This window comes from Galbibacter orientalis DSM 19592, from assembly GCF_000260115.1.
Classification (GTDB): Bacteria; Bacteroidota; Bacteroidia; order Flavobacteriales; family Flavobacteriaceae; genus Galbibacter; species Galbibacter orientalis.
Window position 1 is genome coordinate 409,916 of sequence record NZ_JH651379.1, and the last position, 25,985, is coordinate 435,900.

The 25,985-nt window shown below is 32.2% G+C and carries 21 protein-coding genes and 1 CRISPR repeat array; of the genes, 8 read left to right on the plus strand and 13 right to left on the minus strand.

The window, feature by feature from the left end; all coding sequences use genetic code 11:
- Positions 1-114: 114 nt before the first annotated feature.
- The 3 genes from cas9 (at position 115) to cas2 (ending at position 5,698) form a co-directional block, all read left to right on the plus strand.
- Entirely contained in the window at positions 115-4,308 is a 4,194-nt protein-coding gene (gene cas9, locus JOOMADRAFT_RS01990; RefSeq protein WP_008610988.1) for a type II CRISPR RNA-guided endonuclease Cas9, read from the plus strand.
- 10 nt (positions 4,309-4,318) lie between these two features.
- On the plus strand, positions 4,319-5,218 hold the full coding sequence (gene cas1 / locus JOOMADRAFT_RS01995; protein WP_008610989.1) for a type II CRISPR-associated endonuclease Cas1: 900 nt from the start codon (positions 4,319-4,321) through the stop codon (positions 5,216-5,218).
- A gap of 132 nt (positions 5,219-5,350) precedes the next feature.
- On the plus strand, positions 5,351-5,698 hold the full coding sequence (gene cas2, locus JOOMADRAFT_RS02000; RefSeq protein WP_008610990.1) for a CRISPR-associated endonuclease Cas2: 348 nt from the start codon (positions 5,351-5,353) through the stop codon (positions 5,696-5,698).
- A 108-nt stretch (positions 5,699-5,806) separates the two neighbouring features.
- A CRISPR array of direct repeats spans positions 5,807-6,532; the repeat unit is 46 nt; unit sequence GCTGTAAATCATGATTAAAAATACAATTCTGAAAGCAATTCACAAC.
- A gap of 230 nt (positions 6,533-6,762) precedes the next feature.
- On the opposite strand, the gene JOOMADRAFT_RS02005 is transcribed toward cas2, so the two are convergent.
- From JOOMADRAFT_RS02005 to JOOMADRAFT_RS02055, 11 genes are all read right to left on the minus strand, one after another.
- Positions 6,763-7,911 (minus strand): ATP-binding protein, encoded by a 1,149-nt coding sequence (locus JOOMADRAFT_RS02005; RefSeq protein WP_008610991.1) that lies wholly within the window; start codon positions 7,909-7,911, stop codon positions 6,763-6,765.
- 370 nt (positions 7,912-8,281) lie between these two features.
- Positions 8,282-8,590, minus strand: coding sequence for a hypothetical protein (locus JOOMADRAFT_RS02010; RefSeq protein WP_245547642.1), 309 nt, complete (start codon positions 8,588-8,590; stop codon positions 8,282-8,284).
- A 514-nt stretch (positions 8,591-9,104) separates the two neighbouring features.
- Positions 9,105-9,395, minus strand: coding sequence for a helix-turn-helix domain-containing protein (locus JOOMADRAFT_RS02015; RefSeq protein ID WP_008610995.1), 291 nt, complete (start codon positions 9,393-9,395; stop codon positions 9,105-9,107).
- A gap of 1 nt (position 9,396) precedes the next feature.
- Complete coding sequence (locus tag JOOMADRAFT_RS02020; RefSeq protein WP_008610997.1) at positions 9,397-9,735, minus strand: type II toxin-antitoxin system RelE/ParE family toxin; 339 nt, start codon at positions 9,733-9,735, stop codon at positions 9,397-9,399.
- 424 nt (positions 9,736-10,159) lie between these two features.
- On the minus strand, positions 10,160-11,140 hold the full coding sequence (locus JOOMADRAFT_RS02025) for a PD-(D/E)XK nuclease domain-containing protein (protein ID WP_008610999.1): 981 nt from the start codon (positions 11,138-11,140) through the stop codon (positions 10,160-10,162).
- 991 nt (positions 11,141-12,131) lie between these two features.
- Positions 12,132-13,469, minus strand: a complete 1,338-nt coding sequence (locus tag JOOMADRAFT_RS02030; protein WP_008611000.1) for a TrkH family potassium uptake protein — start codon at positions 13,467-13,469, stop codon at positions 12,132-12,134.
- A gap of 8 nt (positions 13,470-13,477) precedes the next feature.
- Entirely contained in the window at positions 13,478-13,825 is a 348-nt protein-coding gene (locus tag JOOMADRAFT_RS02035) for a hypothetical protein (RefSeq protein WP_008611001.1), read from the minus strand.
- A gap of 318 nt (positions 13,826-14,143) precedes the next feature.
- Entirely contained in the window at positions 14,144-15,133 is a 990-nt protein-coding gene (locus JOOMADRAFT_RS02040; protein ID WP_008611002.1) for an FAD:protein FMN transferase, read from the minus strand.
- 18 nt (positions 15,134-15,151) lie between these two features.
- Positions 15,152-15,838, minus strand: a complete 687-nt coding sequence (locus JOOMADRAFT_RS02045; protein WP_008611003.1) for a response regulator — start codon at positions 15,836-15,838, stop codon at positions 15,152-15,154.
- Positions 15,825-16,904 (minus strand): sensor histidine kinase, encoded by a 1,080-nt coding sequence (locus JOOMADRAFT_RS02050; RefSeq protein ID WP_245547643.1) that lies wholly within the window; start codon positions 16,902-16,904, stop codon positions 15,825-15,827. Before JOOMADRAFT_RS02050 ends, JOOMADRAFT_RS02045 begins: the two co-directional genes overlap by 14 nt.
- Positions 16,905-17,306: 402 nt before the next feature.
- Complete coding sequence (locus JOOMADRAFT_RS02055) at positions 17,307-19,520, minus strand: carboxy terminal-processing peptidase (protein ID WP_008611005.1); 2,214 nt, start codon at positions 19,518-19,520, stop codon at positions 17,307-17,309.
- Between the two features lie 393 nt (positions 19,521-19,913).
- Between JOOMADRAFT_RS02055 and surE the strand changes: the two genes are divergently transcribed.
- From surE to JOOMADRAFT_RS02080, 5 genes are all read left to right on the plus strand, one after another.
- Entirely contained in the window at positions 19,914-20,693 is a 780-nt protein-coding gene (gene surE, locus JOOMADRAFT_RS02060) for a 5'/3'-nucleotidase SurE (protein WP_008611007.1), read from the plus strand.
- Positions 20,686-20,967, plus strand: coding sequence for a hypothetical protein (locus JOOMADRAFT_RS02065; protein WP_008611008.1), 282 nt, complete (start codon positions 20,686-20,688; stop codon positions 20,965-20,967). Before surE ends, JOOMADRAFT_RS02065 begins: the two co-directional genes overlap by 8 nt.
- Positions 20,968-21,074: 107 nt before the next feature.
- A complete protein-coding gene (gene lpxB, locus JOOMADRAFT_RS02070; RefSeq protein WP_008611009.1) occupies positions 21,075-22,187 on the plus strand; it encodes a lipid-A-disaccharide synthase in 1,113 nt (370 codons plus the stop codon).
- A 25-nt stretch (positions 22,188-22,212) separates the two neighbouring features.
- On the plus strand, positions 22,213-22,728 hold the full coding sequence (locus JOOMADRAFT_RS02075; protein WP_040879478.1) for a C40 family peptidase: 516 nt from the start codon (positions 22,213-22,215) through the stop codon (positions 22,726-22,728).
- Positions 22,729-22,760: 32 nt separating this feature from the next.
- Entirely contained in the window at positions 22,761-24,446 is a 1,686-nt protein-coding gene (locus JOOMADRAFT_RS02080; RefSeq protein WP_008611012.1) for a ComEC/Rec2 family competence protein, read from the plus strand.
- A 16-nt stretch (positions 24,447-24,462) separates the two neighbouring features.
- Here JOOMADRAFT_RS02080 and JOOMADRAFT_RS02085 read toward each other — a convergent pair whose 3' ends face one another.
- Both JOOMADRAFT_RS02085 and JOOMADRAFT_RS02090 read right to left on the minus strand, forming a co-directional pair.
- Entirely contained in the window at positions 24,463-25,311 is an 849-nt protein-coding gene (locus JOOMADRAFT_RS02085; protein WP_008611013.1) for an IS3 family transposase, read from the minus strand.
- On the minus strand, positions 25,308-25,586 hold the full coding sequence (locus JOOMADRAFT_RS02090) for a transposase (protein WP_008611014.1): 279 nt from the start codon (positions 25,584-25,586) through the stop codon (positions 25,308-25,310). Before JOOMADRAFT_RS02090 ends, JOOMADRAFT_RS02085 begins: the two co-directional genes overlap by 4 nt.
- Positions 25,587-25,985: the final 399 nt, after the last annotated feature.

A 25,985-nucleotide genomic window follows, 5' to 3' on the forward strand; every position in this document is an offset into this window, starting at 1 on the left:
TTGCTTTCAGTACTACAAATATATATAATCCAAATTTAATCTCATTACGGTTTTCCTCATCGAGGTTAGATAAAATCCTTGTATATTTATTTTTTCGACATCAATAATAGCATTATGAAAAAAGTTTTAGGTTTAGATTTAGGTACAAATAGTATTGGGTGGGCGCTGGTCAACGAAGCCACGAAAGAAGAAAAAAAAGAAGGGAAATCCTCTGAAATTATAAAACTTGGAGTTCGGGTAAACCCGTTAACTGTTGATGAAAAAACAAATTTTGAAAAAGGTCGTCCACTTTCCACTAATGCCGATAGAACCTTAAAACGATCAGCTCGAAGAAATCTACAACGTTATAAATTAAGAAGGAGAAATCTCATCGAGATTCTGATAAAAAATGGTTTCATTACAAAAGACACTCCGCTAACAGAAACTGGTAAAGACACTACACATCAAACCTTAAAATTAAGAGCTAAATCAGCTAAAGAAAAAGTTGATTTAAAAGATTTTGCTAAAATTTTATTGACAATCAACAAAAAAAGAGGATATAAAAGCAGTCGTAAAGTAAATAGTGATGAAGATGGTCTAGCCATAGACGGGATGGCCGTGGCAAAACATTTATATGAACAGAATTTAACACCAGGACAATATGTGCTTAATTTGCTTCAAAAGAATAAAAAATATGTTCCAGATTTTTATCGTTCTGATTTACAAGAAGAATTTAAAAACATCTGGAACAATCAAAAAACATATTATTTCGATATTTTAACCGATACTCTTTTTGAAGAGCTAAAAGACAAAAACAAAAGTCAAACTTGGGCAATCTGCAAAAAACCTTTTGATATTGCAGGAATTAAACAAATTGGAAAAGCTTCCGATAAACGGTTAGAACGCTATAAATGGCGGACAGAAGGCTTAACCCAAAAACTTAATTTAGAGTACTTAGCCATTGCTTTACAAGAAATCAATAACGATATCAACAAATCGAGCGGTTACCTTGGAGCAATATCTGACCGAAGTAAAGAACTATTTTTCAATAAAGAAACGGTAGGCGAAAACTTGTATAGGCAACTAGTAAAAACCCCACATACTTCACTTAGAAATCAAGTATTTTATCGCCAAGATTATTTAGATGAATTTGAAACCATATGGGAAACCCAAGCCAAATTTTATCCACAATTAACCCATACATTAAAAGAAGAAATTAGAGATGTTATCATTTTTTACCAACGAAAATTAAAATCTCAAAAAAGCTTAATTAGTTTTTGTCAGTTTGAAAGTTGGGAACAAACGTATATAGAGAAAGAAACTGGAAAGTCTAAAACAAGAACTGTTGGCAGAAAAGTAATTCCAAAATCGTCTCCATTATTTCAAGAGTTTAAAATATGGCAAAATTTAAACAGTTTAGAATTTAGAAATTCTGATGAAGGCGAAATTATTGAATTTATAAAGCTTGACGAAGACATTCGACAAACTGTTTTTGAAGAATTGAACTTACGTGGTAATTTAAAACCAAATGATGTTTTAAAAATATTAGGTAATTACATCTCTTTAGGTAAAGTTTCTCAATGGAAATGCAATTTTGAAGAAATTGAAGGCAACCGAACCAATGCAGCACTTTATAATGTCTATCAAATCATTGCTGAAAATGAAGGTTACGGATTTGACTGGGCAAAGAAAACTGCCAGCGAAATTAACAAAGAACTTAAAAACATTTTTCCTCAACTAGGTATTGATGCTTCCATTTTAGATTTTGATTTTACCCAAGCTAATTTTGACAAACAAACCAGTTACCAACTGTGGCACTTACTATATTCCGCTGAAGAAGATTTTAAAATTTCAGAAGAAGATAAAGTGTTATATGGGAATTCAAGCGTATCGTTGAAGAAAAAACTACATCAGAAATACGGATTTAAACCTGAATACACAAAACTACTCACAAACATAAGCTTACAGCCCGATTATGGTAATTTATCTGCAAAAGCTATCTGCAATATACTTCCTTATTTAAAAGAAAACAATGTATATTCTGAGGCTTGCGATTTAACAGGCTACAACCACTCCAATTTTTTAACCGCCGAAGAGCAAGCCAAAAGGCCATTAAAACCTATACTTGAACTTCTAAAAAAGAATAGTTTACGAAATCCAGTAGTTGAAAAAATCCTTAATCAAATGGTCAATGTAGTTAATCAAGTTATTGAAACCTACGGAAAGCCAGATGAAATAAGAATAGAACTTACTAGAGAACTCAAAAAATCAGCAAAGGAACGTGCCAATATGACCAAAAGCATTGCTGATGCCACTAGGCGAAATGACGATTATAGAAAAACCATTATTAAAGAATTTGGAATTCCAAATCCTACCAAAAGTGATGTGGTTCGTTATCGATTATGGCAAGAATTAGCATCTCGAGGATATAAAGATATTTTTACGGATACAGAAATAAAACCTCAAGAATTATTCAGCAACAAAATAGATATCGAGCATATTATTCCTAAAGCATTGTTGTTTGATGATTCGTTTTCTAACAAAACCTTGGCGTTTAAAAAAGATAATCTTAAAAAAGCCAATCGAACTGCTTACGATTTTATAGCCAACGATTATGCACCTAATTTAGAAAATTATATCGAAAGGGTTGAATCACTGCATAAAGATAGAAAAATTACAAGAGCCAAACGCAACAAGCTCCTAATGCTGCAAAGTAAGTTACCCGACGGCTTTATTGAACGTGATTTGCGAAACAGTCAATACATCACTAAAGAAGCTAAAAAAATGCTTTATGAAGTATGTAGAACTGTTGTTTCTACTTCTGGAAGCATCACAGATAAACTTCGTGAAGACTGGGATTTAATTAATGTAATGAAAGAGCTAAATTTTCCAAAATATAAAGCTCTTGGTCTTACTGAAAAAATTGAACGCTATGATATTGGTGCCGAAAAAATGAAAGAAGTTGAAATAATTGAAGATTGGAACAAACGAAACGACCATCGTCATCACGCAATAGATGCATTAACGGTTGCTTTCTCTACACATAGTCACATTCAATACCTAAATCATTTGAATGCACGAAGAGATGAAGGCCATAAAAAACACGCTGCCATTATTGCCATAGAAAGTACCATTACCGAAAAAGAGGGTAATAAAAAACGACGGTTTATTGCTCCTTTGCCAAACTTTAGATTGCAAGCAAAAGAGCATATCGAATCAATTTTGGTTTCTTTTAAGAATAAAAATAAGGTAGTTACTAATAATATTAACAAAACCAAGCGTATAAAAAAAGACAAATTTAATACTAAAGTACAACTCACTCCTCGCGGGCAGCTTCATAAAGAAACTATTTATGGTAAAATAAAGCAACCGTTGGAGAAACACATTAAGCTTAATAAAAGCTTTACACTTGAGCAAGCCAAGTTAATTATTGACAAACGACAAAGAGAAAAAGTTTTAAATCACTTAGAAAAATATGCCCATAATAGTGACATTGCTTTTAACAGTAAAACGCTAAAAAAAAATCCTCTACTGATTAGTGATGAACCGCTTAAAGAAGTACTTTGTTTTGAAGAGGTTTTTACTATTAGAAAAGACATTTCATACGATAATTTTAAAAACGAAAAACAGTTAGATAAAGTAATTGACGAAAAGGTAAAACAAGCTCTCAAAGAGCGAATCAATCAATACAATGGCGATTTTAGAGAAGCCTTTTCCGATATAGAGAGAAACCCCATTTGGCTAAATAAAGCTAAAGGAATATGTGTAAAACGAGCAACCATAAAAGGGGTAAGCAATGCAGAACCCCTGCATACAGCAAAAAATCATTTAGGCGAAGAGGTTTTAACTGAAAATAAAGAACAAATCCCTGTAGATTATGTTAGTACAGGAAACAACCATCATGTTGCTATTTATGAAGATGAAGATGGCAACCTACAAGAAAAAGTGGTTTCTTTCTATGAAGCGGTCATTCGAGTCAATGAAGGCTTACCTATTATCGATAAAGAGTATAATAAAAGCTTGGGTTGGACATTTAAATTTACAATGAAGCAAAATGAAATGTTTGTCTTTCCTTCAGAAGATTTTAATCCGACTGAAATAGATTTACTTGACCAAAAAAATGCTTCTTTAATTTCACCAAATTTATTTAGAGTTCAGAAATTCACCATTAAGGACTATTTTTTTAGACACCACCTAGAAACTACTGTTGAAAATAACAATACATTAAAAAATACTACATGGAGAAGAGAGGGATTGTCTGGTATATATGGTATTATAAAAATACGCTTAAATCATTTAGGTGAAATTGTTCAAGTTGGCGAATATTAAATTTTAAAAGATGATTAAACGCACCCTATTTTTCGGTAATCCAGCCTATTTAAGCACCAAAAACGAACAATTGGTGGTCAATTTCCCTGAGGAAGAAAAAGAAGAAAAAACCGTACCTATTGAAGACTTGGGGTTTGTGGTGCTTGAAAATCCACAAATTACTATTACCAATGGTTTGCTAATGAAATTGGTGCAAAACAAAACCGCCGTAATTACTTGCGATAAACAACATTTACCCTGCTCTTTTGTACAACCCTTGGTAGGTCATACAGAGCAAACCGTACGTTACCGATACCAATTAGATGCTAGTGTTCCTTTAAAAAAGAACCTTTGGCAACAAACCGTAAGTGCTAAAATATACAATCAGGCATTACATTTAAAATCAAGAGGTAAATACAGCTTAAAATTAGAGCGTTGGAGCAAAGAAGTAAAAAGTGGCGACACTCAAAATCACGAAGCCATTGCTGCTGCTCATTATTTTCAAAACCTGTTTAAAAACTTAGACGGTTTTAGTCGAAACCAAAAAGGTTTACCTCCCAATAATCTTTTAAATTATGGCTATGCTATTTTACGAGCTATAACCGCCCGTGCCATTGTAAGCAGCGGTATGCTGCCATCGGTAGGTATTTTTCATCATAACAAATATAACGCCTTTTCGTTGGCAGACGATGTAATGGAACCTTACCGCCCTTATGTAGATGCATTAGTATATGATATTGTAGAAAGCGGATGTAATATAGAAGAACTAACCACAAATATTAAAGCAGAATTATTAATGATTCCTGCTTTAGATGTGGTCATTGATGATAAACAAAGCCCCTTGATGGTTGCGATGAGTCGAACAACCAATAGTTTATACGAGTGTTTTGAAGGAATTAGCAGAAAAATACTGTATCCAGAATTTGAGTAATTCGCGACTTCAATACGCTCATTAATGTGAACATTCAGTAACCTTGTATTTAAGTAGTCGTGGCGGTAGTTGACTGATTTCGACTTAAGGAGAACCGTATCGAAGCCATGCTATTACTAAAATTAACTAACTATGGAAAATTCACGTTTTTCCCGATTAAACCAATACCGAAGTATGTGGGTACTTGTTTTTTTTGACTTACCAACCGAAACCAAAACCGAACGAAAAGCAGCCAGTCGTTTTCGGAAACAACTATTAGACGATGGCTTTGCGATGTTTCAATTTTCTATTTACAGCCGTTTTTGCGCCAGTCGAGAAAATGCAGCTGTACATATTAAACGAACAAAAATAAATTTACCTAAAAAAGGAAAAGTAGCTGTAATGCAAATAACCGACAAACAATTTGGGATGATCGAGTTATTTCACGGACAAAAAGAAATAGAACCCGAAACCCCAACCCAACAATTAGAACTTTTCTAGGAAAAGAAAAGTTTGATATCCTCTATACGAACACATTAAAATCGCTTCTGTTTTTTTATCCTACAAAGCTACTTAAAAAACAGCATACCAACCTGTTAGGGCTGGTATGCTGTAAATCATGATTAAAAATACAATTCTGAAAGCAATTCACAACCTATAAAGTGTTTTGCCTGCGGATGATTAAGCTGTAAATCATGATTAAAAATACAATTCTGAAAGCAATTCACAACATTGAATATAGATCGATATTATGAAAGTAGCTGTAAATCATGATTAAAAATACAATTCTGAAAGCAATTCACAACAGAAAAGAAATGGTTGCCTACTAATGATGCGCTGTAAATCATGATTAAAAATACAATTCTGAAAGCAATTCACAACTACTTCCAGCTGCATCCGTCAACGCTCCCCGCTGTAAATCATGATTAAAAATACAATTCTGAAAGCAATTCACAACGCGCCATCATACACAAATCGTTCAATTGAGCTGTAAATCATGATTAAAAATACAATTCTGAAAGCAATTCACAACGCTATAACATTTAACTGCATTCCTAACAGGCTGTAAATCATGATTAAAAATACAATTCTGAAAGCAATTCACAACCATGCTGTAGTATTGCTTTAATCTCTGCGAGCTGTAAATCATGATTAAAAATACAATTCTGAAAGCAATTCACAACCGTACTGATAAGCAAATACAGAAAATGCAGCTGTAAATCATGATTAAAAATACAATTCTGAAAGCAATTCACAACCTTCTTCCATCATTCTAGCCAATTCCTGTTGCTGTAAATCATGATTAAAAATACAATACTGAAAGCAATTCACAACTAGCTGTTCTATAGGGCTAACCTAAATAAGACTATAAATCTCGTTTAAAATACATACTTGCACCCATATTTTAAGAAGTATAAAGTTAAATAATTGTTAAAATTTTTAATTCGGATGCACTCCTAAATTGAAGCTTTAAAACCATTATTAATTCCGAGCTTTCTAGAATACCCTAACTACCACCTCGAGTACATAAAACCTCTGTAAAACACCGTTTTTACAGGGGTTTTTTATTTTTTACTTACAGATTTACTGACAATTTTATAATTCAGAAACTCTCTAAAATTATCTCGATTGACAATTTGAATCTCGGTATTATAAGTTTCCATAAATTTCTTTGGTAGTTTTACTTTCGCTTTTGAATTCAATTTTATCTCAAAGCCATAAATTTTTCCTGAATTATCCTCTACATAATCAATCTCCTGTTGCTGCACTGTTCTCCAAAAATAAGGTTTTGCCAAACTGCCTTGATATTCTATTTGTTTAATACGTTCAGCTATTAAAAAATTCTCCCATAGTCTGCCTTTATCCTGACGCACTTCTAATGGATTGAAATCACCTATTAACATATTCCGAACCCCTGTATCGTAGAAATATATTTTCTGATTTGTTTTTATTTCATTCCGTAGATTTCTGCTAAAACTCGGAAGTTTAAAAACTACATATGCCTGAATAAGAATATCGATATAACTTGAAATGGTATTTTTATCAACCCCTACTAGTTGAGCGAGTTCGTTATAACTTACTTCACTTCCTATCTGAAAAGCTAACGCTCGCAACAATTTCTCTAAAATTTCAGGTTTTCTAATACCTCCAAAAGCAAGAATATCTTTATATAGATAACTATCAGTAAGTTGTTTTAAAACAGCCTGCTCTTCTCTAAAGCTATTAATTATATCTGGATACATCCCATAAAGAACTCTTAGCTCCAATTGTTGTTCCGCCTTTAAATACCCTACATGATTCTCGAATTCACCCCATGAGATTGGGAATAACTTATACTCCCATTTCCTTCCAGTTAAAGGCTCTTGAATATGATTACTTAATTCGAAAGCAGACGAACCACTAATAAGAAGCTGAACCTCCTTTATTTGATCTGTTATCAACTTTAAGGTGAGGCCTATATTTTCAATCCGCTGTGCTTCATCTATAAATACAATCGTATGTTTTCCGATTATATTTTTAAGCTGTTCGATATTAGGACTCGTTAGGATTATTCGAACTGTTGGATCATCTCCATTCAAAAACAAAAAATCCTTCCCGTCTAATATTTGATTGAATAAAGTAGTCTTTCCTACTTGCCGAGGACCAATAAGAAATATAGCTTTTCCTTTTCCAAATCGCTTTTCTATAGATTTTTTAATGGATCTTTCAATCATATTAAGTGAATGTATTCACCAAATATAATGTTTTTCAGTGAATGTATTCACCAAATATTAAAAATAATTACTATGCATCAAAGCTTCGTGATGATGTTCAAAAATTGAAAAAGGTTTATGATGAAGGAGAAAGTCTAAAAGAAACAAAATTGCGGTAAAAATTTACGGATAGTAGTTTTACAAGGTTTTTTGAAACAGAATTACAACTCTACTATTGCCTACAACATAAAAAAGTATCTGAAGTTCATCCAGAAACATGCTAAAAGTGGAATGGGAAGCTTAAAAGTCTTGTCTCCTTTAATAAAAACCTTACTTAAACACATTTTATGCTGTTTTTAGAAAACTAAAGGCTTGTGCAACGATTACCAGCTTAGATACAATTTTTTTTGTTTTTCAAACTAATTATATTTCGGATAATCATAATTATAAAACTTAAGTTCCATAAGTAAAATCCGATTTCATATCCTGTGATTTCTCCATAGTGCCCTGCTTCATTTATTATAATTTCATCAAAAAATAAAAAACTTATCCCAAAAGAGAAGGCAAGGATACTCATTATTAGAGAAAATTTAGTTTTTCTATATGTCAGCCAAGAAATAAAGATTAGAGGATTTGCGAGCCAAGTTATACAAGCTCCACCAATAAAAACTCCAAATATCCCAGAAATTAAAACAGCCAATCCACTCCAATTTTCTCCGCAATTGCCATTTGTACAATATATTCTTTGGCTACAAGCTATAATGAAAATTAATATACTAATAAGTATTAAGGTATTCCGACTTTTCAGTTTCAAATTCAATTCAGTTTTATTTTCTTCTTTTCAAAATATGAGTGAGTAATTGTAGTTAACGTCTTTGTAGTCGAGTAGGAAAAGGGGAGTTCCAACCTTCCCCTCTCACAAAACCGTACGAGATAGTCTCCCATCATACGGCTCTTATTATACAAATCTAATATACTAATTTACCAAACACATCCCATTTGCCAATGGTAAAATAAGTTAGAATAAAGTCTTGTCTCCTTTAATAAAAACCTTAGTTAAACATATTTTATGCTGTTTTAAGTTCCCCTAATTTTAACGTACAACTTAATTAAATCGTAAAATAAAAGCTCTTAAAAGGGCATAAATCTATCTTATTTTTATAAAATTAATGGCTTGTGCAACGGTTACCGGTGTTGCCCACAGTACTTTTCCATTATGCTATTTCAATATTCAAATGTTTGCCAAGTCCTAACTCAATTAACTTGTAATAAGTCGAAACTTGAATATCACTTAATCCACGTTCAATTCGTGAAATGTAGCTTTTTTTCGTTCCAGTTTTTTCGGCAAGTTCCTCTTGAGTTAAATTTGCTTCTTTACGAGCTTCTTTTAGCATAACACCTAATCGAAATGCAAGAGAGTCAGCGTCATATTTGTCACGCTTTTCAGTTCCTTTTTTTCCGTATGTTCCGATGAGGATGTCCTCAAAATCTGTTACATTTTTCATATCAGTTATTTTTGTCTTTTAGATATTCTTTTTTCAGTTTCTCCGCAAGTTTAATTTCTTTTTTTGATGTCTTTTGAGTTTTCTTTACAAAGCAATTTGCAAGAACAATTAAGTCACCATCATCAAAAAAGCATAAAATTCGAATGCTTTTAAAGGTAGTAATCACACGTACTTCATAAATTCCGTCTGTGTTTTCGAGATACTTGAAGAATTTTTTCGAGACTTGTCTTTCAAATCTAACCAAGTCCAAAACGTATCCTATTTTTTCTCGTACTTTTTCGTCTTGAGCTTTATAAAAGTCCGCGAAATATTCTTTATATACTATTACTTTCCTTATCACCCGACAAAGTTAACTAATTAGTGTACAAATTCCAATAAAACTTACAAAATTTTGTCGATTTCACGATTTTTCACGTATTGAGGGCAACGGTCTCGTAGTCGAGTAGACAAGGGAAGTTCCAACCTTCCCCTCTCACAGAACAGTACGTAATGGTCTCCTATCATACGGCTCTTATTATATATATCTATATATGCTAATTTACCAAACATATCCCATTTACCAATGGTAAAATAAGTTAGAATAAAGTCTCGTCTTCTTTTTTAAAAGCCCTTCAAAAACATATTTTATGCTGTTTTAAGTTCTCTAATTTTAACGTACAACTTAATTAAATCGTAAAATAAAAGCTCTTAAAAGGGCATAAATCTATCTTATTTTTATAAAATTAATGGCTTGTGCAACGGTTACCGGTGTTATCTACAGGCTTTTATGTTCTGTTTCTAATAATTTTAGTTTTCACTTTTGTATCATTTTCAAGATATGTAAAGTCACTTTCCCACTTTAAATCGTCAAGGTCAACATCTTTATTTACTAATATTCCAAAAATTAAAACTCGGATATTTGGGTGTTGTTTATAAAAGTCTTTTAAGCCACCTAGAATTTTTACAATATTTCTTTTGTCAGTATCGTTTTTGATATGTTTTAATTCAATTACGATTTGGTTATTAAACAAGTTAAAGTCAGACACTTTTTTATTTCCATCGTATGTGAGTTCTACTTCTTCACGTCCTAATCCTGGTAACCAAGGTCTGGTCGTTATCCAAAATAAGTTTTGAAAATCATATTCATTGATTAAGTTATTTGTCCAACCAGTTTTAGCTTGTCCGTGACCTGTAACTCTTTCGCTTGAATCTATAAGTCTCTCCATTACTGAAATCAACATTTCAGATGCTTCGTCAGCATCTTGTCCTATGTATGGTTTCGTAGGAAGTCCTTTTCTGTCGGCCGTTTCAAAATACTTAATTAAAGCTTGAATTTCATATCCGTCATTCGGTAAATTAGGAAGAGTAGATAGTTTATGATTAACTCTACTATCCAATGGCATTATTGCGAAATCTTTCATTTCATCTGTAAAACCAGTGTTTCTTTCGTATAGTTTTACTGCATTTAGTTTATCAAGTAATTTGAGTTGAGTATCATCATCAATATAACTTTCATTGGCTATACTAATAGCTTTATTATCGTCAAGTATGAATAAATCTAACGCTGTACAACTTTCTAAAGTGTGGTCTCTTAATACAGACTGTTTTATTCTTTTTGTAGTTGTTATAAGTAAGTCAATATCTGACCTTGTGCTTTCCGTTTTATATCTTCTTGAACCAAAAATATATACTGTATCAATATCGGAAAATTTCCCAGCAAGTACAGAAATTGCAGTTTTTAAATCTATGTTGTCTGTTGTTGGCATTTCGTTTTTTTAGCTTGTAGATAACGGCCTTGGCTATGGTTTGTTGCGTAAAAATCCGCAAGGATTTTCTGTTATAAACCAAATATAGTAAAAGTACAAGGAATTTTCGGTAGAAAATTCCGGAGCAATGAACTATAGCCGTTGCTACCTAAAGTACCGAAACATCCTGCTTGGTACGTTTTGCTATTCATTCCGTGGTTTTTCCGCTCAGTTTTTTTCCGTTAGTTAGAATTATAGAGTTTAAACGGGACTTTTAGTCATCGAAAAAATCAGCGTATTGCTTTTAAAAGAAAAATTAGCCGTTGTGCTTTTCAATCGGCAGAGTGCTTTTCTAATCTTTTTTTCTTTTTCTTTAATTTTCTAAGTTTAGTTTAAATTGATTTTAGGAGTAGGAGTTTTTTTATTTATTCGCTCTGCAATTCAATCCGTTTTATTTTAAACTAAATTTTCGGATTTTGCTGTAATTTTTATTCTAAACCCAAGCCAATTTTATCCGCTCTGTAAATCAGTCCGCTACTTTTTTTAAAGAAACCCAAACATTAATTTTTTAACTTTAGTGTTTATTGAAAGTCGTATCAATTCTTATCCGCTGTGGTTTTTATGAGGTATTTTAGGTAACATGTGGTATGTTCATTTTCATTATATACATTCAAATATACAGAAATACACAGAAACCTCATGGGTTTATAGAATTGTAGCTATTACAGATTCTTGAAAATAGTATTGGTTGAACTATATCGTACAGGTGAATTTCCTATCCTGAATCATGGTTTTATATAAATTATACTTACTTTCCACCAAATAGACTCAATATGCTTGTTTAAAGAAACTTGCGAATAAAAACTTCTGTTTTACAAAGTTTACTTCATCTTTATTTCTACTTTTATTTCAAGAATTCAATTAAAAAAATAAAGCGCTTTGTTAATTACTAATCTTTAAAACAGATATAGTTAAAAGTACAAAACATACAAGCCCCAAAAATAAGAACCATTTACAATGCCAAATCCTCTTCATCCTTTCTTTTTGTTAGTTTGTTTCTTCTTGCCAAAATAGCTAGTCCGAAGGTGAGTATCCCAAGTCTCCCTACAAACATTACAAATATGAGTACCATTTTTCCAAAAGATGATAAATCTGCTGTAATACCAGTGCTTAAACCAACTGTTCCAATAGCCGATGTTATTTCAAATAGAATTTGTTGTAGTGAGAAATCTTCAGACATTGCTAAAAGTATGGTTGACACAAAAATTACCAATGCATAAAGCATAAAAATGGAAGTCGCTACATAAAGTCGCTCTAAAGGAATTGATTTTCCTAAAAATGTAACACGTTTGTTATTACGAATCCTATTCCACATTATAGCAATTAAGGCGGTAAGGGTTGTTGTTTTCATTCCTCCACCTGTACCTGAAGGCGATGCCCCAACGTACATTAAAAAAATAATAACCAACAAAACAGCCAGTGAAAAACCTCCTAAAGGAACTGTATTAAAACCCACCGTAGTAAGTGCTGTCATTGCCTGAAAAAAGGAAATCATTAATTTATGTTCCCCTAATTGATTCACAGAGGGTTCAAAAAAATAAATCATAAATGTCCCAACAGTTAGCAATAGTATCATTGACCCTAATATAATTTTTGTGGTATAGGTAACCTGCTTTGTTTTTCCCGAAAGTCTGTTCCAGAAGTCAGTAACCACAATAAAACCCAAAGAACCACAAATAGCCAATACTGAAATAATTGTGTTAATAGCTGTATTACCTGCAAACTGCTCAAAACTATTGTTATACAACCCAAAACCCGCAGTACAAAATGCTGAAACACTATGAAAAATACTACTCCAAATAGCAAAATTATGTTCTACTCCTGCATTGGTAAACGCTATATAAAAGCACAAAGCTCCCAACGTTTCAATAGTAAATGTAAAAATGATAACAGATTTTAGAAAATCTTTAATCTGAAAGCCTTTTGGCATTGTAAACTCTGCATTAAGAATTCGTTGATGCCAGTGGGTTAGATCACTTTTCTTTGAGAGCAGTATAAAAGATGTAAACGTCATATAACCAATCCCACCTATTTGAAACAGAAGCATCACAATAAATTGCCCAAATCTATTGTACGTATCAAATATGCTTACTGTTACTAGCCCTGTGGTAGAAATAGCAGAAGTAGCAATAAACAAATTATCTAATAAGGGAACCATTTGCTTTTGTACTATAGGCATGCACAATAAAAGCCACCCTAATAAGGTATAAATTAAAAACCCGTAAAGTAAGTTTTGTTGTGGTGATAAAGAAAGTTGAAACTTTCTGTATTTTTTTATTATCTTTTTCATTTTAATATTTATAATTGATGGGAAATAAGTTTCCCCAATATTTTTAACCGATTTTCAATAACTTTAAGAGTCTGCAGTGTTTGGCCTCTGCCTCCATAATCTATTGGGAGCACTTTATACAGCTTTAAAGAACTTTTTGTAAATCCTTGTAATTCTTTAATTTTAATAAGCATTACTCTCGTGTTTGTCGCTCTTAATATTTCATCCATTTTATTCTTTATATCCTCATAGTTTTTAAAACAAATGTGTTTCTCTTTATCATGAGACTTACAATACTTTTTTAATTCATTGATACTAAGACATAATTTTATAATAAGATTAGCTATTTCTTTGTTTAGCTTTATTCCACTTTCCATTTACTGAAAGATTAAATGAAAATGAATTTGAAGAATCTAAAAAAGAGGATTCCAAATAGAACTATTAAAAGGAAAGGATATCTTAAGTGCTTGATTTCATTATACCAATCTTGTATCGATTGATAAGGTTTTCCACTACTTTCATCATAAAAAAAATCCCACTTCATCTGTAATTTTTATTTACATATTAGCTATGAAACACACGAAAGTGCATTTCATCTTATAATTTTTTAACCGTACAAAGGTCTGATGAAATGGATATGTAAAAAATCAAGAACTATAGAGAAAGGATAAATATTTTATAAAGAAAAAAGAGGCTTACTCTGGAAAATTATTTGATTGCCAAGTTTTTAATTTTCCATCCTTTTGAAATATTAAAAAACCCTCTATTTCTGGTGTTTCTTCAATAAATGTCATGGCCTGTTTTATGCCCATCGACATGCAGGCAGTAGCCAAAGCATCTGCAGTAGTTGAAGATTTTGAAAGAAGACTTACACTTAACAGGTTACTTTTAATAGTATAACCTGTTTTTGAATCTAAGATATGTGCATATTTATTGCCAGACTTGTCTGTGTAGAATTTACGGTAATTTCCAGAAGTACTTAAAGCCATATGATTAAGCTTCACAATTTTCATCAAAGAATCTCCTCGTTGAGAAATTGGAATTTCAGGGTTTTCAATTCCTACTTGCCATACTTTATTAGCTGAATTTTTTCCTTTACATTTCATTTCCCCTCCAATTTCCACCATATAATTTAATACCTCAGCTTTGTCCAATATGGACGCAATAGCATCTAAAGCATATCCTTCGCCCATTGCACTTAAATCAATTTTAACTCCTTTTTTTAATGCTCTTACCTCATTAGTATTAAAAGCCACATTGTTAAAAGAAGTCAATTTTAGTAATGAATCTACTGTAGTAGAATCTATTTGTGATTTGTTTTTAAAATCCTCCTTCCAATATTTAATTATAGGATATAGAGAGGGAGAAAAGTAACCATTTGAGGTTTTATAGTAATTTTTGGCTTGTGTTAGCATCTTCAAAAAAGTTGGAGAAGGTTTCTTTAAAATGCCTGTTTTATTAAATGATGATATTTCGGAATGGTCTACATAAGAATTCGCTGCTTTATCTATTGCTGTAAAAACAGAATCGATTTGTTTAGAAAAATCGTTGTCAGAATCTATTTGTAAACGATAATATGTTCCAAAAACATCTCCTTGAGAGATTTTATAATTTGTTTCTTTTGAAACACATGATGCAAGAAAAAAACAGCTCAATAAAACAATACTTCTAAACAACACAATCATAATTACTTTTTTACTTTTCTATTGAAATCGATACCCAACTCCGCTTTCAGTGATAATATGCTCGGGATGGTTTGGAGAATCTTCAATTTTTTTTCTTAATGTTCCTACAAACACCCGTAAATATTGTGTTTCTGTCTGGTATCCATATCCCCAAATTTCTTTTAAAATATATTGATGAGTTAATACCTTACCTTCATTTTTAGCAAATAAAGCCAGCAAATTATATTCTGTAGAAGTAAGCTTTACAATTGTTTCTTGTTTTTTAACTGTTCTGGCTACCAAATCAATTTCAAGATCCCTTGTAGAAACAACCACTGCATTTGGCTCTATATTTTGACTTATTCTAATTGCTGAACGTAAGCGCGCCAATAACTCCCTAGTACGGAATGGCTTTGTTAAATAATCTGTTGCTCCATTATCTAATGCCCTCACTATATCTTCTTCATTATCTATTACCGATAAAATAACTACAGGTTTATTATACCAACTTTTAAGTTCTTTTAATAACTCATGACCGCTTTTGTCGGGTAAACCAATGTCTAATAAAACTGCATCTGGCAAATGACTTGCTGCTAAAGCCAAACCTTCTTTGGCACTGCTTGCCTGAATAACCTTGTAATCATTACTTTCTAAATTTATCTGAAGTAATTTTCTTATCTGCGGCTCATCATCTATAACTAATACTTGTGCTCTATTGGTTTCCATAAGCTTCTATTGTTGTAGTTTCGGCAGGTATTTTAATAGTAAATTTTGCACCACCATTAGTTTTATTCTGTAAATGAATGGTTCCGTTCATAGCTTCTGTAAAACCTTTAACAATTGACAACCCTAAACCGGTACCTCCTATATTATTATTCAGACGATAAAATTTATTGAAAACAGCCTCCATCTTATCAATTGGGAAACCACCTCCATTGTCAGAAATAATAACCTCACAAGAATTTTCTGCATGTTTAGCTTCAATCTTTATCAAAGACCCCTTGGGAGTGTGTTGCACCGCATTATGGATAATATTATGGACTACTTGCTCTAAAAGACCAATATCTAATTTAAAAAGTGGTAATTCCTCATTAGGTGTAAAGACTATAGAATGATTTAAAAGATTTTCTTTGTTTCTTTTGATGGTAGTAAAAATTAGCTCATTTAAATCGCACCAATCCTCTTTAGGTTTTATAAATCCAGCTTCCAACCTACTCATGCTTAATAAATTTTCAACTTGCCTATTTAAGCGTGTCCCTGCGGTTTCAATCTCAGAATACAACACTTTTCTATTAACATCCGTAAGTTTGTTGCCCCCGTCGTTTATAGTGTCTATAGCACCAATAATGGTTGCTATGGGTGTTCTTAATTCATGCGATAAAGAATTTAACAATGTATTATATAGCTTAATGGCATTGGCTTTCTCTTCTTCATCTCGCCGTTTTTTGTCGTATTCTCTAATTTTATATGTTAGTACCGCATTGATAGAAGCAATAACAAAATACATTAAAAACATAAGAGCATCCTCTGGTGATCCTATATGAAACGTTAAGATTGGAGGGATAAAGAAGAAATTCCAGATTAATGCACTTAATAATGCAGATAACATCACCGGAAATATATCAAATAAAATAGCATTAAGAGAAACCACCAAAAGCAAAATAAGTGCAACTGCTCTAAAACCAATAATGTCTACTGATAAAAAACATAAAATAGCAGATACCATAACAAGCGATACACTTATTAGGTACTGTTTTTTCTTACTATAATGTCTTGTTTTAAGGATTTCCAAATCTTTTACTCAATCATCGAGAGTTTTAATTACAAAGTTACTTTATCTAACATAAAGATTTTATATAAACTTATATGGCAACATCAAATTGTAAGAATTACTCAAGATAAAACTCGCTTTAAAAAATCCCTCTCTTCTAATTTCTGATAAATCAAAGTAGCCTTCCCTGGCTGTCGAGGACCAATTAGAAATATAGCTTTCCCCTTTGCTAATCGCTTTTCTATGGATTCTTTAATAAATTTTTTTTATCATATTTACTGATTACATTTACCAAATATTATGTTTTTGATTAAATGTGATCAATACTTAAACCTAAAATAACAAGCATCACACTTCTTTTTACACAAAAAAAGACCATCAAATTAATGATGGTCTCTTAAATATAGTTTCTAAAAAAGTAGTTTACCCTTTTACATCAACTACTTTATGTTTTTTTATGTTGTTCATTTTTAAATCTTCTAAAACATTTACAGCCTCTTCGATATAAACGTCTTTAGATAGATTTTTATGCCAACGGTCTCTTTTCTCTCTTAACGTACTATCTTTAGTCATTAAATCCTCTTCATAGGGCAACGATTTAAAAGAAAGATCGGTTTGATAATCTGCAATTTTTCTAAAGCGTTTTAAAACCTCTTCATCTTTTTCTATTTCAGCTTTATACTTATCAATATTCAACGGATATTCTTTTTCTTCTTGCTTTTCTTTAACCCATTGCGCATTCTCATCAATCAATTTCAACTGGTCGTTCTTAGCCATTCTAGCTTTACTTCTATCAATTGTTTCTTCATAATCAATATAACCAGCCCAATCTTCATAATTCAAAGATTCTATTTTATCCCAAGGAAGTGGATTCTCTTGGTCTTTCTCTCCAATATCTCTGTAACTATACCTGTCTGGAACCACCACATCACTCTTAACTCCTTCTAATTGTGTGGAACCACCATTAATTCGATAGAATTTCTGAGTAGTAACTTTTAAAGCTCCTACATCTCCATATTCATTATCCCCTCTTAAAAACCTGTTTAAGTCAATTACATTTTGAACAGTTCCTTTTCCATATGTTTGTTTACTTCCTAGAATAATTGCTCTTTTATAATCTTGCATTGCCGCTGCTAAAATTTCAGAAGCAGAAGCCGATAATTCGTTTACCAATATTACAAGTGGTCCATCCCACTGCACCCTATCATCTGTGTCGGAAAGTACTTCTTTTTCTTTTCCTGTCGATTTTACTTGAACAATTGGCCCTTCTTTTATAAAAAGTCCAGCCATATCAACCACAGTTTTTAAAGAACCTCCTCCATTATCTCTAAGGTCTAAAATTAATCCTTCTGCTCCAGCCTTTTTCATTTCCTCAATTTCTTTTGCAACATCGGAAGCAGCATTTCTATTTTTATAATCATCAAAATCTATATAGAATTTTGGAAGATTAATTACACCAAAAGTACGTTCTCCTTTTTTTACTACGGAAGACTTTGCATAAGATTCTTCAAGTTCTACAACATCTCTCTCAATAGCTACTTCTTCTACTGTACCATCTAAACGCTTAATTGTAAGTAAAACTTTAGATCCTTTAGGTCCTTTTATCAGTTTAACCGCATCTTCTAAACGCATACCTACAATACTTACAGGAGTTTCGTTTTCCTGACCTACTTTCATGATAATATCTCCAACTTCTAACAAATTACCTCTCCAAGCAGGACCTCCAGATATTATTTCAATAATTTTAATATGGTCATTCTTTTTCTGTAATCTAGCTCCAATTCCTTCAAATTTACCAGACATACTTACATCAAAACGCTCTTTATCATCGGGAGCAAAATAAAATGTATGCGGATCAAATTCTTCCACAATAGCATTTAAATAAGCTGCAAACCAATCCTTGCGCTGTAAATCTTCCATAAACTCGAAATACTCTCCTAAAGTTTTCATGGTAGCTTCACGCGTTTCTTTCTCTAACGCAACTGGATCTTTTGATGATGCTCCTTCAACATTTTCGTCTATTGCTTTTTTAGGATTCCCTTTTTCATCTACCAACTTTCCTTGAACACCATCCTCAGTCATTTCATTTTCAACAGTAATACTATCAGAAGATTCTTCCATAGCACTTACATAACGCTCAATAGTAGAGAACTTTAATTGCTTTCTCCAACGCTGCCACAACTCTTCTTTGTTCTTAGCAAATGGTATGTTTTCATAATCCACATCAATTACTTCGTCTTCGTTATAATTATATGGCTTCTCTAATACATCTTTATACATTACAGAAGCTTCGTCCATACGCTGCATAAGTCTGTCGTAGGTAAGATTGAAAAAAGACAAGTCCGAAGTTTTTATTTGATCGTCAATTGCAGATCTATATTCATTAAACTCATCTATATCACTTTGTAAAAAATAACGCTTTAACGGATCTAAAGACTCTATATAATTATCATACACATGTTCAGAAAAATCATCATCCACATCTTTTGGATTAAAATGAGCATTTTCCAATACATAGGATATTAAATCAAGCAGTAGCTTGTCTTTATCTGGATTATCAAATGTTTTATTTGTAAAACTACACGATGCAGCAGACACTAATAATGCCGCCAACAAATACACAAATTTCCTTTTCATTTACATTTTTTTTATAGAGACTTCATCAAAATTCCGTTCATCTCTGCATTCTTTAACGCTAAATATCTTACTATTCTTATAAGGTTTGTAATATAATAAAAAACCCATTATGTAAAATATTTAATGTTCCAATCTCTTAATTTATATCGTTCTCTTCAATAAAGATCAACTAAATTAAGGAAAAAATCGTGCCACAACATACCAAACCCACTAATATTTTGTTAAACCCTCAATATTCCTTATTTGTTTAACAGACAGTGTTAAAATTGAAAAAATACACAACACCATCCCCACTATTTTATCTACTCAAAAAACTTATGTTACTTATAACTTTTCAATAACTCCTACAAAGTTTTAAATTGATTATTTTAGCATTGTAAATGAAATTTTAAAATGAAAAAAAGACCCTTAATACTTGTTACCAACGACGACGGAATTACAGCGCCTGGAATTAGAGCTTTAATAGACGTAATGAATGAAATTGGCGATGTTATTGTTGTAGCTCCAGACAGTCCTCAAAGTGGCATGGGACACGCCATTACAGTTAATTCAACGCTGTATTGTAGTCCGATAACAATTAACCATGATGATGTTCAACTAGAATATAGTTGTAGTGGAACTCCTGCAGACTGTGTAAAACTAGCTGTTAATGAGATTCTGAATAAGAAACCCGACATCTGTGTTAGTGGTATTAACCACGGTTCAAATTCTTCTATTAATGTTATTTATTCTGGAACAATGAGTGCTGCTGTGGAAGCCGGAGTAGAAGGAATTCCTGCTATTGGCTTTTCTCTGTGCGATTATTCTTGGGAAGCAAATTTTGATGCAGTCAAAAAACATGTAAAAACAATTACAGAAAGTGCTCTTAAAAATGGGATGCCAAAAGGTGTTGTTCTGAATGTAAACTTCCCAAAACTTCAGGAAAAAGATATTAAAGGTATTAAGGTTTGCCGACAAGCAAATGCACGTTGGGTGGAAGAGTTTGACAAACGTACCAACCCTATGGGAAGAGAATATTATTGGCTTACCGGAAAATTTGTGAATCAAGATAAGGGCGAAGATACCGACGAATGGGCATTGGCAAACGGTTATGTTTCTTTAGTGCCAGTACAGTTTGATTTAACAGCACACCATGCTATTCAAGATTTAAATACTTGGAGCTTAAATGACTAGAAAAGAAATATTTATTGGATTTACAGTTGGAATTATTGCCAATCTTATAGGTACCTTATTATATCTAATTATTTTTTCCGAATTGAGTATTCAAGAGAGTATTATTGTTGCTCGAGAGCAAGGCCACTTAGGAAGTTTATTGGCATTAGGAGCATTACTAAATCTCGCTGCTTTCTTCGGATTTATAAAAATTAAAAGAGATCAACGTGCAAAAGGGGTACTTATAGCTACTTTTTTAACGGCTTTTATTATATTGTTACTGAAAATATTTTAAAACCTCTTCGAGATGTACTCGTAAGGTTTTAAGCTGAATAAATTACGAATGTTCTGTATAATTTAGGAGCATTTTAAACCTCATATCGTGAGAAAAACTTATAATTAGTGAAGTATTATATTATTGCAGGCGAAGCATCTGGAGATTTACATGCTTCCAACCTCGTTAAGGAACTCGCAAAAGTAGATGCCAATAGTTCTTTTAGAGGTTGGGGTGGCGATTTAATGCAACAAGCTGGCGTAGACCTGGTTAAACACTATAAAGAGCAATCTTTTATGGGCTTTTTTGAAGTGATTATGAACCTTCCCAAAATATTTTCAAACATAAAATTCTGCAAGCAAGATATTGAAAACTTTAATCCTGATGTGCTGATTTTTATTGATTATTCAGGCTTTAATTTAAGAATTGCTAAATGGGCAAAACACCTTAATTATAAAACTTTCTATTATGTTTCTCCTCAAATATGGGCTTCGCGCGAAAGTAGAATTGAAGCCATAAAACGAGATATCGACGAGATGTTTGTTATTCTTCCCTTTGAAAAGGAATTTTATGAAGAAAAACATAAGTATCCTGTAAATTTTGTAGGGCATCCTTTACTAGATGCCATTGGATCTAGAAAGCAAATCCTCCCAGACGATTTTAGAAAACAGCATCAATTAGACCATAGAGAAATTATAGCACTACTTCCAGGAAGTAGAAAGCAAGAAATAACAAATATGCTTTCTATAATGCTTAGTATTGTTGACGATTTTAAAGAATATCAATTTGTAATTGCCGGCGCTCCTAGTCAGGAGTACACTTTTTACGAACAATTTATTGGCAAAGCCAACGTTCATTTTGTATCAGGAAAAACCTACGATTTACTAAGCGTTTCCAAAGCTGCTTTGGTTACTAGCGGAACTGCAACTTTAGAAACTGCCCTGTTTAAAGTACCAGAAGTAGTTTGCTATAAAGGAAATTGGATTAGCTATCAAATTGCAAAACGTATTATTACTTTGGAATATATTTCGTTGGTTAATTTAATTATGAATAGAGAAGTAGTTAAAGAACTTATTCAAAATGAGCTAACTACTAAAAACCTGAAGTCCGAATTAAAGAAGATTCTTACTCCTGAAGTACGAGAAAAGATGTTTTTAGATTATTTCGAATTAGAAAAAAAACTAGGAGGTAAAGGCGCTAGCAAAAAAACTGCTGAACTTATTTATAATAAAATTTCCTAATTTGCACGAAACCCCAATAGTTTCTATGAAAAAAACAATAACGATTCTTTTAATAACCATCAGTATTTTATCTTGTAAATCTACCAAGAAAACAGTTTCTGTTAAAGGCGATACAGCTTCCAAAAAAGAAGCTTCATATAAAGAAAAAAAAGGAAGTAAAGAAGCTAATAATATTATAAAAACTGCCTTATCATACAACGGAACACCCTATAAATATGGCGGAACTACTAAAAGAGGTATGGATTGTTCTGGTCTAATTTATATTTCCTTCCAAGAAAATGATATTGCACTTCAACGTGCTTCTTACATGATGGCAACCCAAGGAAAGAAAATTAAATTAAAAAATGTAGAAAAGGGAGATTTATTGTTTTTTACGACCAATAAAAGTAGTCGAAAAATAAATCATGTCGGACTTGTAGTGGATGTTAGAGGAAATGACATCCGCTTTATTCATTCAACAACTTCCAGAGGTGTGCTCGTTTCTTCTTTAAGTGAGGGGTATTGGAATTATGCTTTTAATCACGCTAGAAAAATTTTATAGTTTATTTTTTATATATTTAGTATTTAATCTATGTGAAAATACTAAATTATCCTATTTTCAAACTCTTGATTTTCCTGTTCTTCGGAATTTGTGGCGGTTATTACTATGACATAAACTTAAACGTTCTAACCTACTTTTTAGTAGGCTGTATAGTACTTCTAGTCGGCTTAGTCCGTAAGAAAAAACATGCTTCTCTTTTTATTTTTGGATTTATAACTTACCTGTCTCTCTTTTTAATTGGGATGCTTATTACAACTATACATACTGATAAAAACCCAAATCATTACAGTCATTTTTATAATAAAGGAGACGAAATAACTTTTAGAATAATCAAGGAACTTAAAACTAGTGCATATTATTACAAATACGAAGCTAAAGTAATAGCGATTAAGGAAAAAAAAGTAGTTGGCACTATTATATTCAACTTAAAAAAAGATAGTATTCCTGTTAAACTACCCAATGTTGATGCTGAATACACTACTAAAATTGCTCTAAAAGGAATCTTTCCTCCTCTTAATCCACATCAATTTAATTATAAAAAGTATTTATCAGAACATGGAATTTATCATCAACTACAAGCAGATGAAAAGGGTGTTAAAATAGTCTCTAATAAAGTAAAAACTATTTATGGGTACGCAGCTTTATTCCGAAAGAAGGTCAATAAAATCCTTACAAAATACCCATACAAAGAAGAAATAGCAGTAGTAAATGCATTATTACTAGGACAACGACAGGATGTCTCCAATGAAATATATGAAGCCTACATCTCAGCTGGCGCAGTTCATTTATTAGCAATTTCAGGGCTACATATTGGAATTCTATTTTTATTACTTGATTTTATCCTAAAACCCTTAGAAAAAATAAAAAATGGAGAAATTACAAAGCTCATCTTAATAATTACAATACTCTGGATGTTTGCCATAATTGCTGGGGTGAGCGCTTCTGTAGTAAGAGCTGTTACTATGTTTTCATTTATTGCCTATGCCAGAAAACTCAATCGGCCCAAAAACATTTATCATGCACTTATTACCTCCATGTTTTTTCTGCTAATAGTAAACCCTAAATATATTTTTGATGTAGGATTCCAATTAAGTTATACGGCAGTTTTTGGAATTGTTTGGATCCAACCAACCTTGATATCCTTTTGGAATCCTAAAAACAAAATACTGATTTACTTATGGAATTTATTAACCGTTAGTGTAGCGGCTCAATTAAGTGTTTTACCAATTACTTTGTATTATTTTCATCAATTTCCAAGCCTGTTTTTTGTCTCAAACCTAGTTATTATTCCATGTATTGGTTTCCTACTAACATTAGGATTTTTACTTATTATTTTAGCTTTTATAAATGCTTTACCAGATTTTTTTGCTGAAGGCTATTTTATACTAATCCGAACAATGAATGCTTTTGTTGAATGGATTGGAAGTAAGGAAGAATTTATTTTTACAGAGATTCATTTTACAAGCCTAAACTTCTTCACGGTTTCAGGATTAATTATAGCTCTTGTATTACTAATGAAAAATAACAATAAACATAATTTTATACTTTTCTCTGGAAGCTTATCACTATGCTTTGGCAGCATTTTTTATCAGTATAAAAAAACAGAAAATCAACAGCGATTTATCATTTTTCATAAAAGTAGAAATACATTAATTGCACTTCAAAAGGGAAATCAATTACAAATAAATACACTACTCCCCATCTGTAAGACAGTTTAAATATATATCTAATTATTTATGATGCTATTCTTTTTGTATTATAAATTTGATCAGGTGGTACTTTTCCTATTTCAGTATGCCTTCTTTTGGTGTTATAGAATTCAATATATTCCGTGACCATTTGATAGAGATCTAGACCTCCGTTTGGTGGGTTTAGATAGATCTTTTCATATTTAAGAGACTTCCAGAAGCGCTCAATAAAAATGTTATCCAAAGCTCTTCCTTTGCTGTCCATAGATATTTGAATATCATGTTCTTTAAGCACTTCAATATATTCGGAGCTGGTATATTGTGACCCTTGATCGGAGTTATGGATCTCCGTATTGCCATATTGAGCGATAGTGTCTCTAAGAAGCTCGATACACCACTGTTTGTCCATTGAGTTTGAAATACTCCAATTAAGTATTTTTCTACTATATACATCAATGATAGCATTCATATACATAAAGCCACGGAACATAGGAATATAGGTGATGTCAGTCTGCCATACTTGGTTAGGGCGGTCTATTACTAAGCCCTTCAAGAGATAAGGGTACTTATAGTTTTTAGGATCCCTGATGGTGGTTTTAGGTTTTCTATATATGGTCTGTAATCCCATAATTTTATACAGCCGTCTTATTCTTTTCACATTTACGTGGTAGCCAAGATCAAGGATGAGATAATCAGTCATCCGTTCGACTCCATAATAGGGGTGTTCCAGGAACTGCGCATCTATTGCCTTCATCAGTTCTAAATTCAATGGACTCTCACTTTTAGGCTTATAATACAGACCAGAGCGATGAATGTTAAGGATTTTACATTGTTGTGCAAGACTCAGCCTTGGATGAGATTTTACTACCTTTTGTCTTCTTTCAGTAGTACTCATTTGCCCAAGACTTTCTTTAAAAAATCATTCTCAACTTGTAATTGACCGATCTTACTATAAAGCGGTGCGGTATCCACAGCTGGAGTATCTTTTTCTGATTTGGACTCGAAAGCAAGTTCTGCGTTTTTTAAAAACTCTCGCTTCCAATTGGATATTTGGGCTGGATGCAATTCAAATTTGGCAGCAAGTTCAGGTATACTTGTCTGCTCTTTTATCGCTTCAATGGCTACTTTGGCCTTAAAGGATGCGCTGAATTTTCTTCTTGATGTTTTCATATTGACAGGGTTAAAATTACAACTTAATTTCCTGTCCTAAATTTGGGGAGTATTATAAAACGACACCACTTTAAATGAAGATTATATACTTACAAATTATAAAATTGGAGAAAACATACATACAATTGAATATTTAAAATTTCTATCTAGCTTCAGCTTTCAGCAACAAAAAATAATAATTATAGATAGTTCTGCTACATATAATAAAGAAGAAACCGCAGCTATATTGTTATTAACAGGTTCCCCTAAGGTTAACCTAAATAGAGTTGTATCAGAAATAAAACCTAGAGTGGTAATTGCGGATGGAAACAACTATAGATCGTTTGTATCTCTTTGGAAGGCCAGTTGTAAAAAACAAAAAATCCCTTTTCACTATACTGGTGAAAAGGGAGCTTTTAT

Bases quoted from the DNA above. Each gene is read 5' to 3' on its own strand.
- JOOMADRAFT_RS02075 (WP_040879478.1), top strand. From the start codon at position 22,213: ATGAAAAAAACAATAACGATTCTTTTAATAACCATCAGTATTTTATCT.
- JOOMADRAFT_RS02045 (WP_008611003.1), bottom strand. From the start codon at position 15,838: ATGGAAACCAATAGAGCACAAGTATTAGTTATAGATGATGAGCCGCAG.
- JOOMADRAFT_RS02025 (WP_008610999.1), bottom strand. From the start codon at position 11,140: ATGCCAACAACAGACAACATAGATTTAAAAACTGCAATTTCTGTACTT.
- JOOMADRAFT_RS02085 (WP_008611013.1), bottom strand. From the start codon at position 25,311: ATGAGTACTACTGAAAGAAGACAAAAGGTAGTAAAATCTCATCCAAGG.
- JOOMADRAFT_RS02005 (WP_008610991.1), bottom strand. From the start codon at position 7,911: ATGATTGAAAGATCCATTAAAAAATCTATAGAAAAGCGATTTGGAAAA.
- JOOMADRAFT_RS02030 (WP_008611000.1), bottom strand. From the start codon at position 13,469: ATGAAAAAGATAATAAAAAAATACAGAAAGTTTCAACTTTCTTTATCA.
- JOOMADRAFT_RS02090 (WP_008611014.1), bottom strand. From the start codon at position 25,586: ATGAAAACATCAAGAAGAAAATTCAGCGCATCCTTTAAGGCCAAAGTA.
- JOOMADRAFT_RS02040 (WP_008611002.1), bottom strand. From the start codon at position 15,133: ATGATTGTGTTGTTTAGAAGTATTGTTTTATTGAGCTGTTTTTTTCTT.
- JOOMADRAFT_RS02055 (WP_008611005.1), bottom strand. From the start codon at position 19,520: ATGAAAAGGAAATTTGTGTATTTGTTGGCGGCATTATTAGTGTCTGCT.
- cas2 (WP_008610990.1), top strand. From the start codon at position 5,351: ATGGAAAATTCACGTTTTTCCCGATTAAACCAATACCGAAGTATGTGG.
- JOOMADRAFT_RS02035 (WP_008611001.1), bottom strand. From the start codon at position 13,825: ATGGAAAGTGGAATAAAGCTAAACAAAGAAATAGCTAATCTTATTATA.
- cas1 (WP_008610989.1), top strand. From the start codon at position 4,319: ATGATTAAACGCACCCTATTTTTCGGTAATCCAGCCTATTTAAGCACC.
- cas9 (WP_008610988.1), top strand. From the start codon at position 115: ATGAAAAAAGTTTTAGGTTTAGATTTAGGTACAAATAGTATTGGGTGG.
- JOOMADRAFT_RS02065 (WP_008611008.1), top strand. From the start codon at position 20,686: ATGACTAGAAAAGAAATATTTATTGGATTTACAGTTGGAATTATTGCC.
- surE (WP_008611007.1), top strand. From the start codon at position 19,914: ATGAAAAAAAGACCCTTAATACTTGTTACCAACGACGACGGAATTACA.
- JOOMADRAFT_RS02015 (WP_008610995.1), bottom strand. From the start codon at position 9,395: ATGAAAAATGTAACAGATTTTGAGGACATCCTCATCGGAACATACGGA.